Raw genomic sequence first — 17,887 nt, forward strand, 5'->3', positions numbered from 1 at the left:
GGGTTGACCATGACAAGGACGACACTTTCCACACATGAACGATTAAGGGGGCAGAGGCATTTACAAAAACGGGATGCCAGCCAAAAGAAGCGCGGCCAGAGGGCTCTGAATGATGCCACCGCTCAACATTTCGGGTAATATTTGTCCAACTCACTGATCTCTTGGCACTTATTATCGCCATGAGAGGTCAACGCCAGATGGAGATGGCTATTAATGAACTCGACTGATGTCGTGGCCCTGTTTGGGGATGACTCGTGCTATCGAAAGGCTGGTTCTCATGGCTCGCCACGATCAACGTAACCCCCATATTCCACTGATCGCCTCCCACTGCTACGTGCAGAGACCTAACGCAACCCGACCGGACAGACTACGCCGCTTCGCCATGATGGGTATGTCGCAACTGGTGTTGGGCTATGCCGGACGCAGTAGCGAGACTCATCCTATCCACCGCCTGCTCAGTCAGATAAAGGTTGGCGATGCCGTGCGTATCGCTCCCGATAAAAACAACAAGCTTCATGTGTATCACCAGAATCACGAAATAGCTCGCCTCTCCCTGCTCGGCGAAGAGACCTGGAAATTCGACATGAATAGCATCCGTGAAGCCCGAGTGATTGCTCTGGTGGAACGACGTAAAGAACAGGAGAAAGAAGAGTATCAACCCCAGATATGCATCGAGCGCTGGGAGATCCCAATCATTGAGTTGGAGTTGTAACATCAGGTCTCAGTACAGCAAAACGGTGACCAGCGGCAATTTTCATCAGATGGCCCATCCAGAGCCATATCTGTATTCATTTTGCCGATCGCAAGGTGCAGCCAGTTCGGCTATTTCCAATGTCGCTTGCCCTGCGCCACAAACCGAAACAAAAGTTGCATATTTTAGGATATCCCTCATCGTGCCATCATGAGTAATCTCCATATCACATACAGCTTACGGTTGCTTTAATGGCCATAAAAGTGCAGGAAATGCGATGTTTTAACTCAACATAGGTAGTCAAAGTCCAGAGCGTCCTCCACGGATATCACCACCATTGAAATCGTTTTCTTTTTAGGCAAAGAACCTGAGTTAAATCAAATAAAGTTGAATGCCGTCTTTGGTATGGTGAGAAGATACCAAGCGATCCTCCCTGTCGCTTCCCCTGCTGGCTCTGCCAGATGCAGCATTTTCTGCGCCTTGAAAGCGAGTTTATGACGCCATGATCACCATCACCCTCGATGGGGCTCAGTTGACGGTTGACCCGACCAGAACCCTGCTCCAGATAGCCAAACAGCACCAGATCGATATCCCCTCCCTGTGCAGTGACAACACCAGCGCTCCCAAAACGCCGTGCGATCTCTGCGTGGTCGAGATTGCCGGGCTCGGCATCCGGTGCGCCTGCGAGACGCGCCCCAAGGCAGGGATGATGGTCACGACCCAAAGCGATGCCCTGCGCGCGCACCGTCAGCAGGCGCTCGGCCGCATCCTCGCAGATCACTACGCCGATTGCGAAGCCCCCTGCCAACGCGCCTGTCCGGCCGGGGTGGACATTCAATCCTATCTGCACCACCTCGCCATGGGGGAGCACGAGGCGGCGATGGCCGTCATCAAGCAGACCCTGCCGATGCCCCTCTCCATTGGCCGGATCTGCCCCGCTTTTTGTGAAGCGGAGTGCCGCCGTGCGCTGGTGGATGAGCCGCTGGCCATTCGTCAGCTCAAGCGCCATGCCGCCGATCTCGATCTGGCCGAGGTTGCCCCCTATCAACCGGCAAAGAAGCCCGCCAAGGGCAAGCGGGTGGCCATTATCGGCAGCGGCCCGGGCGGTCTCACCTGCGGCTATTATCTGGGTTACGAAGGGTTCGAGGTCGATCTGTTCGAGGCGATGCCCGAAGCGGGTGGCTGGCTGCGCTACGGCATCCCTGAATACCGGCTGCCCAAGGCGATCCTCGATCAGGAGATCGACCTGATGTGCCAAAGTGGCATGCGGATCCACACCAGGCAGCGACTGGGCCACCAAATCACCCTCTCGGAGCTGTGCCGCGACTATGATGCGGTCTGTCTGGCGGTTGGCGCTTCCAAGGCGGTGCCGATGGATTACCCGGGCAGCACCCTGGCCGGTTGCTATCTCGGGGTCGATTACCTCAAGGATCGGATGCTGGCCAAGCGGCTCACCACCGGCAAGAGGGTGGCGGTGATCGGTGGTGGCAACACCGCCATCGACTGCGCCCGTACCGCCATTCGGCTGGGAGCGGAAACCACCCTTATCTATCGTCGCACCCGCGCCGAGATGCCCGCCGAAGCGTACGAGATCGACGAGGCGGAGCACGAAGGGGTGCGCTTCATGATGCTGACCAATCCGGTGGAGAATCTGCCGGACAGCCGTGGTCGCGTCTGTCAGGTGCGTCTCGAGAAGATGGCCCTCGGCGAACCGGATGCCTCCGGTCGCCGCCGCCCGGAGCCCACCGGCGAGTACCTTGTCGAAGAGTTCGATACCGTGATTGCGGCGGTCTCCCAACAACCGGATCTCAGCTTTATGGAGGGGGAGCCCCTCACCCTCCCCTTCACCCGCTGGCAGACGCTGGAGTCCCATCCCGAGACCATGCACAGCGGTCACGGCAACCTGTTTGCCATCGGCGATCTGCGCCGTGGACCGGCGACCGCCATCGAGGCGGTCGCCGATGGCCGCAAGGCCGCACTGGCCATCGACCAGTTCCTCCATGGGGATATGGTCGATCCGGTGCACCCCTTCAACGCCTGCAAGGCACCCAAACTCAAGCAGGTGGATCCCGCCCAGTTTGCTCACCTGAAAAAAGTCGCCCGCAGCATCATGCCTCATTTGGCAGATAAGGATCGCGAGGGCAGCTTTGCCGAGGTAGAGCGCGGCATCAGTGACCAGGATGCCCGCAGCGAAGCCAGCCGCTGCCTGGAGTGCGGCTGTCAGGCCAACACCGATTGTGCCCTGCGCGACTACGCCACTGAATACAAGGTCGACCAGCGCGCCCTCGATACCAGCCAGTGCCAGAAGTTTGCAGTGGATAACAGCAGCGAATTTATCGTGTTCGATGCCAACCGCTGCATCGGCTGCGGCCAGTGCGTGCAGACCTGTGGCGAACAGGCGGTACAAGGGGTGCTGCACTTTGCCAAAAACAGCGATGGCACCCTCTCAAACCGCCCGCAGTTTGATGCCGGGCTGGCAATGGGCGACTCCCACTGCGTGCAGTGCGGCGCCTGTGTACAGGTCTGCCCCACCGGCGCCCTGGTGGATGCCCGCGACAAGTCACAGGGGCGCACCGAGCTGCTCACGCCGGTCAATACCATCTGCACCTACTGCGGGGTCGGCTGCGGTGTCACCCTCTATGTCGATGAGGCGCGCAACCGTATCCGCTATGTGGAGGGGAACCGCAACTCACCGGTCAATCAGGGGCTGCTCTGCGTCAAGGGGCGCTTCGGCTTTGACTTTATCCAGAGCGAGGAGCGCCTCACTACCCCGCTTGTCCGTAAAAATGGCGAGCTGGTGCCTGCCAGCTGGCAGGAGGCCATCGCTCTGGTCGCCGAGCGCTTCACCGCCCTGCGCCAGCGCTATGGCAGCGATGCGCTGGCAGGTTTCTCGTCGGCCAAAACCACCAACGAAGAGAACTACCTGTTCCAGAAGTTCATGCGCCGGGAGCTTGGTACCAACAACGTGGATCACTGCGCGCGGCTCTGCCACGCCTCCACCGTTACCGGGCTGGAGGCGTCGCTAGGCAGTGGCGCCATGACCAACGACATCCCGAGCATCGACCACTCGGATCTCATCTTCATCATCGGCTCCGACACCTCGGCCGCCCACCCCATCATCGGCTCCCATATCAAGCGAGCCGTCACCACGGGCAAGGCGCGGCTGGTAGTGGCCGATCCGAAGCGGATCGAGATGGCGGACCATGCCAGCCTCTATCTGGCTCACCGACCCGGCACCGACGTGATGCTGCTCAACGGCCTGATGCAGCAGATCATCCAGCACGACTGGCACGACAAGGCCTATATCGCCGCACGAGTAGAAGGGTTCGAAGCGCTGCAAGCGGAGGTGCTCTCCCCCGCCTATGCACCGGACAAGGTCGCCCTCGTCACCGGCGTACCGGCCGAGCAGGTGATCGAGCTCGCGCGCCTTATCGGCACCGCCGAACGCACCGCCATCTACTACTCGATGGGGATCACCCAGCACACTACCGGCCACGACAACGTGCGGGCCATCGCCAACCTGCAACTGCTGTGCGGCAACATCGGCATCGAAGGGGGTGGCATCAACCCGCTGCGGGGCCAATCCAACGTGCAGGGCGCCTGTGACATGGGGGCGCTGCCCAACTGCCTGCCCGGCTATCAGAAGGTGGCCAGCCCCGAGGTGCATGCCCGCTTCGTGGCAGCCTGGCAGCAGCCAGACTTGCCGCGCACGCCCGGCCTTACCCTCACCGAGACCATCGATGCCGCCTGCGCGGGCAGCATCAAGGGGCTCTATGTGATGGGTGAAAACCCGGTGCTGAGCGATCCGGATCAGCATCACGTCATCGAGGGGCTCAAGCAGCTGGAGTTTCTGGTGGTGCAGGATATCTTCCTCTCGGAAACTGCCCAGCTAGCCGATGTGGTGCTCCCCTCCTGCTCCTTTGCCGAGAAGAGCGGCCACTTCACCAATACCGAGCGGCGGGTACAGCGCATCTCCCCCGCCCTCAAGGCGCCGGGGGAAGCACGGGAGGATTGGTGGATCATCCAGCAGATTGCCAATGCAATGGGCGGCGACTGGCGCTATCAACACCCGCAGGAGATCACCGCCGAGATCTGCCAAGTCACCCCGCAATACGCCGGCATCCAGTGGGACAAGGTGGGAGCACAAGGGCTACAGTGGCCCTGCAACGACGCGGCGCCCGAAGGCACTCGCCTGCTCCACGGCAAGCAGTTCACCCGTGGCAAGGGGGAGATGGTCGCGACCCCGTTCCGCTATGCCGCCGAACTGCCCGATGAGACCTATCCCATCGTGCTCACCACCGGCCGCCTGCTGGAGCAGTTCCACACCGGCACCATGACCCGCAAGACCAAGGGGCTCGACAAGCTGGCTGGGCCACGGGTGATGATGAGCGTGGTGGATGCGCAGCGGTTGGGGATCAGCAACAGCGAGCGGGTGAAGGTCGCCAGCCGCCGCGGCCATATCGAACTGCCCGCCTTCGTCACCAAGCGGATGCAACCGGGCGTGGTCTTTATCCCGTTCCACTTTGCCGAAGCCCCGGCCAACCGGCTCACCATCAATGCCACCGACCCCCACGCCAAAATCCCCGAGTTCAAGGTCGCAGCGGTGCGCATCGACAAGGTAAAGTGCCACCTGTCCTCAGCAGACAAACATGAGATGGAGACCATCTGACCGGAATAAACTACGCAATCAGCTGGATAAATCACAATAAAAAGAGCCACCCAAAGGGTGGCTCTCTACATAAATCAAGATCCATTTACACTCACATAACTAATTGTTCCTAGTGCATACTCCATAATCCAAATATGCCAAGGAACTACTTGGTGAGAGCATCGACGGTTGCACCACCACTCTTATCATCACTTCGATAGCTGTCAATATAGGTACTATTATCACGCTCAAGTGCAAAATGGTAAGTGCTTCCGCTTAACGACTCAAGATTAACAGTCACAGTATCACCTTTAACACTAATTCGTCCTTCCGGATCAACTTTAACATTAAAGTTAGCATCTGTGATTAATTCAACTTGTGTTAATGTTCTTGTTGGATCACTAAGGCTTAGTGTCAATGTATCAAAGTCTTTATTTAATATAATAGATACTGGAGATGATATTTTAATACCTCCAACAGAAACCTCATCATTACCCCACAAATTGGCTAATATGTTTTCCCGATTGGTATCCTCTACAATATGTGCTTTATTATCTGAGCGAGTCACTCTAATATCTGGATTATTGGCATACTCATTTAACTCATGGCTATTGACTCCATTTAAAATAACATACTGGTAGCCAGACACATGCTCGTCCTGTGGAATAAATGACGCTAACGTATACCCATTGACCGCTTTTTTTGTTGTACCTATATCCGACCAATTAGCAGAGACGCGTTTTTTCTCCATTACAATGTCTGTCCCTTTCGGGAACCAATAACCTACATTAGCCCCATGAACATTCCCTTCAACAAGAAATGAAGTTACATTGTTATACTCTTCCTTTACATCAGGCGAAATAGAAACACCATTTACCTCTACTTTATTAGTTCCATTTGCATTTAATTTCCTACTGTCAATTATCGTTCCCATCTCGACATTCTCATTGCTGCGAATATCTGAGCCAACAGCTATAATTTTGTTATTAAGAACAAACCAAGACTTCAATGCACTGATACTATCATTATGATTATGGAAGTCAGCACCAATAGCAGCTAATGTTTTGTATGCAGCACCACCAACTCTCTGCATATTAACCTGCTTGTTTTTACCAACTCTCGATGCGACTTTATTATTATTTGTGCAATCACCCAACGATTCGGTTAAATCAATGGTAGTACCAGAAACCCGGTATGGGTTAATCAAAGGCCAATAGTCAGTATATTGCAGAAGATCTGCATTATATAGATAGGTCGCACCATCACCAGTAAACCAACCTTTTCTATTCTCATTATTCATACACTCAAAATTTCCGACTCTGGCAGAATGCAATGCCAGGGCAAAAGTATAACCGTTTCCTTGATAAACAAATCGGTCCATGTCTGGAAAATAAGATGCCTGAGGAGATTGAACTACAGGATGTATGCTTGTATCTTCAATTAATTTTTTTGCTTTATTATAAATAACGAAATCTTGCTGCCCTTGCAAAAAACCCTTTGTATTATCTGAAATGATTTGCCCTTTTATAAATTCTGATATTTTATTTCTATCATTTATGGTTGCTGCATCAATGAATCTAAACATAGATGCCAAAACTGCATGACCTTCTACATGATTTTGCCGCTCACCTCTGGCAATAGCTCGACCATTTTGCATATCCAGCATTTGTCCAGAATACATAAAAGGGAAAAAACTTTTATACAGAATATTATACACTCTTAATAGCTTTGGATCGTCTGCAGGCCATTTTGAATTAGCCATTAGATTCATCACCTTACCAACACCTTCAAGTAAAACATTACCATAAGTACCAGTGTATGGAATATCACCATGCTGGATAAAGGATCCATCATGATAAAATCCATCATCCGTTGTTACAGGATCCAGAACTTGAGGTAATACATTTAGTGCGTTTTTAATCTCGTCTTCTCTTTCCGAAATTATTCCACGCACAAGTACAATTTGTACCATATCAGTACGGTTGCCACCTGTAGCTTCACGATTAACAGGATTGCTGGAAGCGCTAGCCCCTTCACTAACACCATTCCGGTCTGGCAATGGCGAAAAATATCTACTGGCCTCTGTATAATTTTTAATTTGTTCAGATGTAAGATCAGGATAAATCAAGGTCAATATATCATTTGTCGTTTTTGGTATACCAATCTCCCAATCCCACCAGTTGCCATATTCCAACGCTCCAACTTTATAGTGTTCCTTAACCAAATAATCCAAGGAACTGATAATGCTTGATAGCAAAATACTATTTCCTTGTAATTCACCTGGGAAGTGATATGCCTTTGCCATAGTGAGCAATCTGAGCATTGATGCTCTAATATTCGGGCCAACAACCTTGCCACCATTAGCATAATCGAATGGAAGATCGCTCCAAAGCGAATTCCTAGTATCAGTTACAATCAAGGAATTGAGGTACTTTACCGCATCCTGATTAATTTTATTGATCATGCCAAGTTGATAGCTATCATACTCTTGACCTGACACACCAATAATGGCCTCAGTCCATTTATCAGCCAAAACCTTATAATCCGGTGCCAACTCATGAGCTGCGGTTAGATTACTCATAAAAAATGTAAGCAGTGCAATTTTTTTTATAGAACCCATCATCTTACTCCTTTCAATTAAAAATAAAGCTGAAGAAATTAACCACCAGCTTTATTTATGCATATTAATCACCTTACCATGTATATTTTATACCAATACGATAGCGAGTTTGCCGGTTATCTGAATAACGATCTTCTCTAAGATTGCCAACCTCAAAAAATGGTTTCCAATTTTTATCTATTGCATAACTAACTTTAATATTATGCTGAGTATCATACTCCTTCCCATTAAATTCTGGCATTGCACCACTCGCCATTTGCTTAAACAAATCGAGCTGATATTCAAAGTCAAAATCATTATATTTATAACCAACCCATGCATCAAATTCTTGTATTTTAGAACGATACCCATAATTTGTGACTGGATTTATCGTTTCATAATCCCAAAACTTCCATTTATAACGACCTTGAACTCTAAAACCATTATCGAAGCTATAATTCAACCTTACAAATGGAATATGAACAGCACCATTTGATGATACATCGAATGAAGAGCCAACCAAGCCCGTCAAATTTTTATTTAAGGCTTTATAATAAAATGCACATAACTCAGAGCCGTCAAGATATGTAGAATCAAAAACTTGGGATGGATTACTGTTACCATATCGAGCATCAAGCTCAAATCCTATATTTTTCCCCGTATCAACATAAACCTTAAACCTATCGTCATGTTTTTTCGAGCCATCAGCATAACCATGACGATATTCCACCGTTGTCTTATAATCATTTGCCCATGCCTGACTAATCGAAAGAGAAAGCAAAGCAATAGGTAAAAATTTGACATAGCCTTTCATTTAAATAACTCCTGTTTCCAATTATTATTTTTACAATATGTTATGAATATGCTTTCAATACGCCAACAGGCACCTCTGTTGGACGCCATGGATCACCAGTATGCTCTAACCATGGGATTAGTTCGTTTTCTGTTAATTGATTAATCAAATCCATGTTATTACTAGCAATATTATGCAATTGATAAGGATCGTTATGATTATCATGCAAAATATATGTCAACGACTTACCTATCTTCCGATCGATAACCATCGTATAGCGTTCAGTTCTAATTCCACGTCGGCCATATGATTGCGCACCATATGGCATGAAAGTATAAAACTGTGATGTCGGCACAACATCACCAGCTTCCCCCCTCAGGGTTTTAACATAATTATTCCCTTCTACCGTATCGGGTATTAATGCTTCAAAATCGAGTAACCCGAATATTGTTGGATATATGTCAGGAGCAGAAAAAAGTAAGTCATCTTGTTTTGGTTTTAGTTTCCCTGGCAACCTAAAAATCATTGGAATCCTCATCGATTCCTCATAATGAACATTTTTTGTCGGTTCACCATTTGAACCCATACAACTACCGTGATCTGAAAAAAATACAACTAATGTATCATTTTTCAACCCTAGGCTATCCAACTCATCCAATATTCTTCCGAATTGTTCATCAACACCATGAACCATAGCCATGTATTCTTTGAAATACTGGGGACCATATCCTTCTAGATACTCTTTATTCCATTGAACATTTGGCCTACTATTCAATTCTTTCGATGTCTTCCCATCAAACTTATCTAGATATTTTTTGGGTATCTCATCGTATGGGGAGTGGGGGGGATTCATTGATACTACAAGTGCAAATGGCTTATCTTTATCGCGATAAGACCCATTTTCATTACGGAGATATTTTATCGCAATATCGGCCTCATGTTCAGGACTCCACTGATTTACTTTTATCGGATTATCACGAGGAGTATTATTGGCCCAATACATAGGTGACATATGCTTATCATACGTACCATATGAATACCAAAAATCAAAACCATGTCGACGATCCGGTGCCGTCCAATCATTCCAATAACGCCCCTCCATTGGGTTATTATAACTTGGAATAAAAGGCGCACTGGGGGCATCGAGGTGCCATTTACCAATATACCCCATTGAGTAGCCTTGCTGGCTCAGAATATCTGACCAAGTCACCGAGCCTTTTTTCAACTCAATACCAAAGTCTTTTCCGCCAAACTGGCCAGGCATACCAGTATGGCTGTTACCTTGTATACCATTACGATATGGATATTGCCCCGTCATCAACATACCACGAAATGGGGTACAAAGCGGAAAATTGGATACAGCTTGCCGAAGAACAACACTCTCTTTCGCAAATCTATTTATATTAGGGGTATATGATGGGTCTTGCCCCATAAATCCAAGAGCATGAGCTCTCATCTCATCTGGAAATACAACTAATAGATTTGTTTTTCCATTGATACGCCCAGTGGATGCGCCTCCACTTAGTGATGTTTGACACCCTGAAATTGATGAAGTCATAGCGACCGCGCCGGTTGCCGCTAGTCCCTTCAGCAAATCACGCCGAGAGATGGACATGTTTCACTCCAGAAATGATAGAAAATTTCGATACCTTTGCTTTCAACTCTTGCCAACAGTTGAATGATAACCAAAAGAAAGGAAAGGCATAGTGCCCAAGATCACACAAACAAAATGAAAGCGCAGGTGTGTGCTTTTTATTTCAAAAAAAGACAGTGGCAGATCAGGTGAAGTGAAGTGAAGTGAAGTGAAGTGAAGTGAAGTGAAGTGAAGTGAGAATAGATGTAAAAAATCATCCCCGAAGAGATGACTTTTACATTCCCAATAAACCATCAGCACCTTGCCAAAACTAACCATTATCCAATTCAGACAGCGGCCAATGTTCAAAATAGATATGTTGTGCTTGCCAATCTACCTTAGCTTGATTGTCACTTAATAAGTGATGGGCAACAGTAAATGCAAATTCAAAACTGACACCGAGGCCCTTGCCTGTGATGAACTGCCCATCCACAACAACTTTTTTATCAACATATGCACCATCAGAAAACTTCTTCTCCAATCCGCTGCCACAGGTATATTGATGATGTTGTAACAAGTTATGTGCAGCAAGAACCTTTGCACCTGAAGAACAAAGCGCACAAATTAATTTATTGTTAGCAATATGATTTGTAATGAACTTGTGAACATATAAAGAACCAAAAAGATTGTCGGTTCCTTTGGGGCCACCAGGCATCATAATGGCGTCATACAGAAAATCTACCCTTTCATCCAGAAGAGCATCAGCCTCAATTCTGGTACCGAAATATGTTGATATTTTTGTTATTGCCATGCATGAGAGTACATCTACTTTAATATCCAGCCTTCGCATTATATCGATAAATACGACCGCTTCAGCCTCTTCGAATCCATCAGCCAATAGCACCGCCACATGTTTAAAACCATTCATACGGAACCCTTAGAAATCAAACTGATAGTATTTTTCACATTAAGACCAATAGAGTCCCAATCATGACCATTAATAGCTGACGGAGTGGCAATCCAAGTACCACCGCAGGCTAATACTTGCGGCAATGCCAGATAGCTCAGCAAATTACTCAAGTTAATTCCTCCGGTAGGCATAAATCTAACTTGGGGATATGGTCCTGCCAGCGACTTCAGCATAGCTACACCACCAGAGGCTTCTGCGGGAAAGAATTTCAATAGTTGAAGTCCCAGCTCCAACCCCTGTTCTATTTGGCTAGGATTATTTACACCTGGAATAATCCCGATCTCTGCATCCTGACAGTATTTAACAATATTTGGATTCAATCCGGGACTGATCACAAAGTCAGCACCGGCACTAATAGCTTGATCCGCTTGCTCCCGTGTCAATACTGTTCCAGCGCAAAGAATAATATCAGGGATTGTTGCCTTTATTTGACGAATAGCTTCTGCTGCTGCTGGAGTGCGAAAGGTGATCTCGGCAGCAGGCAAACCATTTTCAACCAAAGTTGAACCCAACATGGCTGCATCCATGGCATTGTCGATCTGAATCACTGGGACTACTTTTAATTTCCCCAACCGCTCTTGCCACCTGCTCATCATGATTTCAACTCCTTCGTTAACGTCTCAATATAGTGGCGGCCAATGATGGCGCCTCGATGCTGTATAACTTCTGCAGCGACCTTGTTACCCCATCGGCAACACTCCGCTACCGATAGCTTATGATGTCGAGCAGCCAAAAACCCCGCGTTAAACGAATCACCAGCAGCTGTCGTATCGATCACATTCTGGACCTGTTCACCTCGACTCAATCCACAGCCAACATTCAGTACGGACCACATAGCACCTTCTTTACCCAATTTGATAATAACTTGGCTAACACCAAGATGGTGCAAACGCTCAATAATCATCTCTGAACTCTGAGGTTCATCCAGCAGCAAACTTTCATCATCTGCAGTTACCAACGCAATATCACACAGTTGATATAACCGATTAATCCACATTGCCGCATGAGCATGATTATTCCAGAGACGAGGACGATAATTTGAGTCAAATACAATCGTGACACCAGCGGCTTTAAGTGACTGTAAAGCCAAAATCAATATCTCCTTATCCTCTTCAGGTAAAATAGCGATACTGATCCCAGAGAGGTAAAGCAACTCTAAACTATGTAGTTTATCCATACATGATGTAAATTTCTCATGCTGACAGAGAAAACGTGCTGCGGATTCATTACGCCAATAATGGAAACAACGCTCCCCCTGCTTATCTATCTCGATGGCATACAGGCCAGGAAGCCGCTTCTGATCTCGCAATATCATAGAGCAATCTATCTGCTCTTCTTTCCAACGTTCCAACATACCATTGCTGTAATGATCATGGCCCAGTACAGTAACATAACGAGGAAATAGATCTGGTAATAATCTAGAGAGATAAATAGCGGTATTCAGGGTATCGCCCCCAAACGCTTGCTGCTGAATGCCGAATGCAGGTCCGCTCAATTCAACCATGCACTCACCGAGAAGCGCGATACCATCAGGTTGTTTATCCATTTGAGTTATTCACCTTAATCGTAAGGTACATATGAGTCACCATTTACTATCAGTGAAAGAGTTGACGCATTCCCGCATACCCAGTTCATAAGTTTGCAACGAGCAAACACGTTCCATGTTGCAAGTATCTTACTGGCACTGGAACACATCATGCCCCAATAGTTTCGATTTAAACTACAATGGAAGAATAACGAAACGAAATGACAATCGCAAAGATCTTGATCACATAAAATAAAAAAGAATCGTAAGTTACACTAGAAAAAATGAAACATTTTTGAGGTGTAACAGGTAACTCCCTTTCGAAGCAGATTGTTTTTCGGTCTTTCTGCCCTTCCTATGACCCATTCTTTACAACGATTCCACCAGCGTTGCTGCTCCAAACGTCGCGTCAAAGGACTCTGCTGCGCGGTATAATCAAAACGAAACAGCGCAACCACTTCATTTGTTTCCCTTACACCCTGCAGCTGGAGTCCAATAGCAGGTATCGCAAGAGTAAAATCACCTTGCTCGACCGGTAGTGGTAATGGTTTCGCCTCCCAGAGACCACTTCGATCCCCGCAATAGAGAGCCATATTCAAGGCCCGCAAAGACCAGAGGCTACTTGCTGGGCCACTGTAGTTATCTATTAACCTATCATCACACCCAAATACTCCTTGGGTTGGAAGGCCTGCTTCCAATGCCCCATTCGAAATAAAATAAGAAAGCGAAGAACTAAAAGCATGCTTCACTTCACCTGGTGGCAAGATGCCGTGATCTGCAGCTGCAATCAGAGGGGCTGCTGCAGCTAGTCGATAGCAAGCACTACGGCCAAAAAAGGGTAATCCCTGCGTAGTGAAAAAATAACGATAGGAAGCAACAAATTCAGCTAGAGTGCCACGAATAAACTCAGGGTCAAAATCAGGAAGGATTTGGTCTAGCCAATAAAATGAGTAATGAAAACCCCACGCATTATAATAGTCATAGTTACCTAATGCACCATCGCGAAACCACCCAGCGCCAACATGAAACTCTTTAATCCTTTCGTATTTATCATGGTCTACATGATCCACACCAGCTAACGATTTCAGGACAAACTGAACGGTCAGTGGAAATAAATGCCAATTATTATCAACAGTAATTAATGTATTTACCTGACTAAACCAAGCTACTATTCTAGCTTGTTCATCATGATTAAATCTTATCCAAACATGTTCCCTGCTCAACCATAGAGTCAATGCTAAATCCGCACTTTCACAGATACGTTGATCGCAGTCATGCATCACTCCCCAAAAGCCTGGGTGATTTGGGTCTGTTCCAGCAAGAAAAGCTGCATGAATGATATCTGCCGGCGATAACTGCCGACCATCTGCCAAGGCTAAATTGCTTTCATTTGGCCCCTTTGAATATAACCAGGCAGCCAAAGTAGGTAACAACCGGCTAGCCCCCTCCATGGCATCAGTTCGAGCACTCTGCTGGCTTGGTCGTCCGGGATAATAAGCATGGGTATAATCCCAAACAGCATAATGATCAAACGCCTCAGCCACATATTTTACTAACTCATTACACTGATATTTTAATCCAGCCTGAGGTATCGAGAAAACCTTTGCTATATGATTATCATTGTGTGTATATGAACGTTTTTTGTGAAAAAATCTTAGTAAGTTTTCTTGAAAAAGATGAAAATACATGGCCCAGTCCGGATTTTCATACGGGACAATTGGTCGTTTAGTTATTTTAATGTCACTCATTTAAACCCTCTCATATTCAAATAATTACATGGCTATCTAACAGATAAAATATTATGTATACTCATATTATCAATGCTGAGGTAAAGCAATGCTTTAATTATGTCTCTAGCATTACCCAATGCCTATGCATAACATTCGCTGCAATTCCACCACGTTGTATCTCCTCAGCCATCATCTGCATTTTGGGAGCAGTATGATAAAATATTTGGCGATATGATGTGCAGAGATAATTATGACGATACCGCTCTCCGGATATCGATAACACTCGATGTTTTGGACATCCACCATAACAAAGTGAATAGACCTCACATCGCTTGCATTGCTCGGTCAATTTCTGTGACTTTGCGGTACCAAATCTTTTTTGCATCTTGCCCGTAGCCATACTGACAAGTGAATGTAGATGGATATTGCCCAGTTTGTTGGCCGGATATACATAATGATCACAAGAATAAAGATCACCATTGGCCTCAATGACGATTGCCTGCCCACACTCTTTTGAGTGAATGCATAGAGAAGCGGGATATCCCATCCATACAGCTAATATACTGTCAAATATGCGAATAAAAACTTTACCAATATCAGCCCTACACCACTCATCAAATACATCATTCATAAAGCGACCATATCCATGTGCAGGCACAGAGAAATCCATTAATTTTGGATTTGGCATAGGTGTATAATGGCCATTATTATCAGCCTGACTAGCAGGTGACAACTCAACCAAAGGAATAAATTGCATGAAATTTGCCCCCAGTTTTTTCAGCGCAAGATAGGTGTCACGCCCCTTATCCCAATTTTTATCATTAATTACAGTCAGGGTGTTAAACTCTACGCCAAACTCCGTCAGTAATTCTATCGCATGCTGTACCCGCTCAAATGTTGGGTTACCATTCACTGAAACACGATATGCGTCGTGCACACTTTGTAGTCCATCTACTGACACACCAACCAAGAAATTATGCTTGGCAAAAAAATCGGCCCATTGGCGATTAATCCCGATCGCATTGGTTTGAAAGCTGTTGGTAATATGCTTTCCATCCGCATATTGCTGTTGATACGCAACCACATTGCGATAAAAATCCAAGCCTGCGAGAGTCGGTTCTCCCCCCTGCCATGAGAAGTCTATCTGCTGGCTATGTTGAGAGCGGATATATTCCCGGATGTAACGCTTCAGGGTCGCATCTGACATAGTCTGTGATGCAGTGGGACTATCCTGATGAATGGTGTGTTCTTTCTCCAGATAAAAACAGTACTCACACTTGAGATTACAGCGATAGCCTGTTGGCTTCGCCATCATATGAAATGCTGTTTGACTCTTTTGAATAATGCTCATTGATACCGATACTTTAAAAATTGAAGCTGTAACCGTAGTATACGAAACCATATGAAAGTATTTGTTGTGTCGACTCACAATTAACACAACGGGCAAAAAGAAAATGAAAACACATAAAAGAAAAAACCCAGCCAACTGAACTGGGTTTTCATATCATTGCGACTTATGTACGCCACGACACTATATGAGTTGCATCACCTCTGTGGCAGCAAGCAAAAATACGCCAGCACCATAGTCAATATTATGGTCTCGCTGAACATCACGGGGATTAAATGCAGGCAACTGCACCCAACCCATCATGCCATTTTCATGAATGCAACCGAGTAATGCTTGCCAGGATGAAAGTACAGATGGGAGGTACTCATCACGAGCCAGAATCCCCTGATTGATCCCCCAGGCCAAACCATAACAAAACAATGACGTTGCACTGCTTTCTGGAGCGGGGAAATGCTCCGGATCAAGCAAACTGGTACGCCAAAATCCATCCGGCTGTTGATAACGACATATTGTCTTGGCCAAGCCGCAAAACAGTGTCAAGTAACGTTCCCGTGAGGGATGGTCATCAGGCATTCGTGCTAGCAAGCGAGGGATACTGGCCAGTACCCAACCCACCCCTCGACTCCAGAAAACCAGCTCTCCATTTGCTTCACGCAACTCCCCCCCTTTTCCATCAGGGATATAGCGATGATCACGAAAGAAAAGGCCGGTTTGTGGATCAAATAAATGATCCACCGCATCCCAAAATGCAGGCTCCATATAATCCAGATACTTGTGATCACCTGTCAGTTGGGAGAGCCCAGCAAACACGGGGGGGGCCATAAATAAAGAGTCACACCACCACCAATCCTGACGGCCAGGAGCAGGTGACTCCAGCATCAAATCGAGGGCCTTGATGGTCGGCTCCAGCGCTTCAATCTGGTTGACCAATGGATAGACATCCAGGTAGGCCTGGCAGCACACGTGATCATCAGCAAATCGTGGGTTGGGGCCGGCCCGAAAGCCGGTATGCAGGGTGTAGTTCATCACCCCGTCCAGGTACTCCGTGTCATCCGTTGCTTGCCATGCATTCGCAACACAAGACCAAAATACCCCCCGCTCCCAATCTGTATCTTTAATAAATCGAACCTTGCCACTACGACGAATCACACTACGGGTCTGATGGGCCGCTTGATAGCGATATACACGCTTCATCGCTGCCAGCACCTCAGCTCTAGCTACTGATGACATAGTCAGCTCTCCTTATCAACGAGCCAGCCAGCCGCCATCAACGGCCAATGTGTAGCCGTTCACATAGTCACTGGCAGCAGATGCCAAGAATACCGCAGGGCCAGCCAGATCAGATGGTGCACCCCAACGATTCGCTGGGATCCGTTCCAATATTGCGTTGTTACGAGCCTCGTCTGCACGTAAAGCAGCTGTGTTATCTGTTGCCATATAGCCTGGCGCAATGGCATTAACATTAATGCCGTGATGAGCAAGTTCAGTGGCCAGAGCTCTCGTCAGACCCATTACCGCAGACTTACTGGCTGTATAGGAAGGAACTCTCACACCGCCCTGGAACGAGAGCATTGAGGCAATATTGATGATCTTGCCACCCCGACCTTGTTTAACAAATTGCTTGGCTACCGCCTGTGACAAGAAAAATACCGTCTTTTGGTTGATATTAATCACGTCATCCCAATCCTTATTTGTAAACTCGAGAATATCCTGACGGCGAATAATACCAGCATTATTCACTAGAATATCTACACCACCCATTACTTCGACAGCTTCTGAGACAATTGCACCCAGCAAGTCCTGTTGCATCAAATTTGCTGTGATGTAGTGAAATTTCCGGCCCATTGCTTCAATGGCTGCCTGTGTCTCAGCAGCAGGTTCGTAACCGACACCAACGATATCAGCCCCAGCCTGCGCAAGACCCAATGCCATGCCCTGTCCAAGACCGGTATTACAGCCGGTCACCATAGCGACTTTACCCATGAGATCAAACATGTTCATATTTCTTCC

The 17,887-nt window shown here is 47.3% G+C and carries 12 protein-coding genes; 2 read left to right on the forward strand and 10 right to left on the reverse strand.

Features of this window, described 5'->3' with window-relative positions:
• The first annotated feature begins 277 nt into the window (after nt 1-277).
• Both G5332_RS04850 and fdhF read left to right on the forward strand, forming a co-directional pair.
• Nucleotides 278-712: a hypothetical protein gene (locus G5332_RS04850; protein ID WP_216951753.1), complete on the forward strand. Its 435-nt coding sequence runs from the start codon at nt 278-280 to the stop codon at nt 710-712.
• Between the two features lie 481 nt (nt 713-1,193).
• Entirely contained in the window at nt 1,194-5,360 is a 4,167-nt protein-coding gene (fdhF, locus tag G5332_RS04855; RefSeq protein ID WP_421249118.1) for a formate dehydrogenase subunit alpha, read from the forward strand.
• A gap of 145 nt (nt 5,361-5,505) precedes the next feature.
• On the opposite strand, the gene G5332_RS04860 is transcribed toward fdhF, so the two are convergent.
• The 10 genes from G5332_RS04860 to kduD form a co-directional block, all read right to left on the reverse strand.
• Complete coding sequence (locus G5332_RS04860) at nt 5,506-7,962, reverse strand: polysaccharide lyase 8 family protein (RefSeq protein ID WP_421249117.1); 2,457 nt, start codon at nt 7,960-7,962, stop codon at nt 5,506-5,508.
• Between the two features lie 70 nt (nt 7,963-8,032).
• Nucleotides 8,033-8,752, reverse strand: a complete 720-nt coding sequence (locus tag G5332_RS04865; RefSeq protein ID WP_101150273.1) for an oligogalacturonate-specific porin KdgM family protein — start codon at nt 8,750-8,752, stop codon at nt 8,033-8,035.
• 40 nt (nt 8,753-8,792) lie between these two features.
• Nucleotides 8,793-10,346, reverse strand: coding sequence for a sulfatase-like hydrolase/transferase (locus tag G5332_RS04870; protein ID WP_421249116.1), 1,554 nt, complete (start codon nt 10,344-10,346; stop codon nt 8,793-8,795).
• Between the two features lie 289 nt (nt 10,347-10,635).
• Nucleotides 10,636-11,232 carry a DJ-1/PfpI family protein gene (locus G5332_RS04875; protein ID WP_216951756.1) on the reverse strand — a complete coding sequence of 199 codons (597 nt, stop codon included), beginning with the start codon at nt 11,230-11,232 and terminating at the stop codon, nt 10,636-10,638.
• Complete coding sequence (locus G5332_RS04880) at nt 11,229-11,870, reverse strand: bifunctional 4-hydroxy-2-oxoglutarate aldolase/2-dehydro-3-deoxy-phosphogluconate aldolase (RefSeq protein ID WP_421249115.1); 642 nt, start codon at nt 11,868-11,870, stop codon at nt 11,229-11,231. Before G5332_RS04880 ends, G5332_RS04875 begins: the two co-directional genes overlap by 4 nt.
• Complete coding sequence (locus tag G5332_RS04885; RefSeq protein ID WP_216951757.1) at nt 11,867-12,820, reverse strand: sugar kinase; 954 nt, start codon at nt 12,818-12,820, stop codon at nt 11,867-11,869. The genes G5332_RS04880 and G5332_RS04885 overlap by 4 nt, the downstream gene beginning before the upstream one ends.
• 254 nt (nt 12,821-13,074) lie before the next feature.
• Complete coding sequence (locus tag G5332_RS04890) at nt 13,075-14,547, reverse strand: DUF2264 domain-containing protein (RefSeq protein ID WP_421230729.1); 1,473 nt, start codon at nt 14,545-14,547, stop codon at nt 13,075-13,077.
• 97 nt (nt 14,548-14,644) lie between these two features.
• On the reverse strand, nt 14,645-15,880 hold the full coding sequence (locus G5332_RS04895; RefSeq protein WP_421230730.1) for an anaerobic sulfatase maturase: 1,236 nt from the start codon (nt 15,878-15,880) through the stop codon (nt 14,645-14,647).
• A gap of 180 nt (nt 15,881-16,060) precedes the next feature.
• The gene (locus tag G5332_RS04900; RefSeq protein WP_421230731.1) at nt 16,061-17,107 is read right to left on the reverse strand and encodes a glycoside hydrolase family 88/105 protein; all 1,047 of its coding nucleotides are present in this window, start codon (nt 17,105-17,107) and stop codon (nt 16,061-16,063) included.
• A 15-nt stretch (nt 17,108-17,122) separates the two neighbouring features.
• On the reverse strand, nt 17,123-17,878 hold the full coding sequence (gene kduD / locus G5332_RS04905; protein ID WP_213393752.1) for a 2-dehydro-3-deoxy-D-gluconate 5-dehydrogenase KduD: 756 nt from the start codon (nt 17,876-17,878) through the stop codon (nt 17,123-17,125).
• Between the last annotated feature and the right edge of the window lie 9 nt (nt 17,879-17,887).

Source organism: Aeromonas sp. 603757, from assembly GCF_049171255.1.
Lineage (GTDB): Bacteria > Pseudomonadota > Gammaproteobacteria > Enterobacterales > Aeromonadaceae > Aeromonas > Aeromonas veronii_A.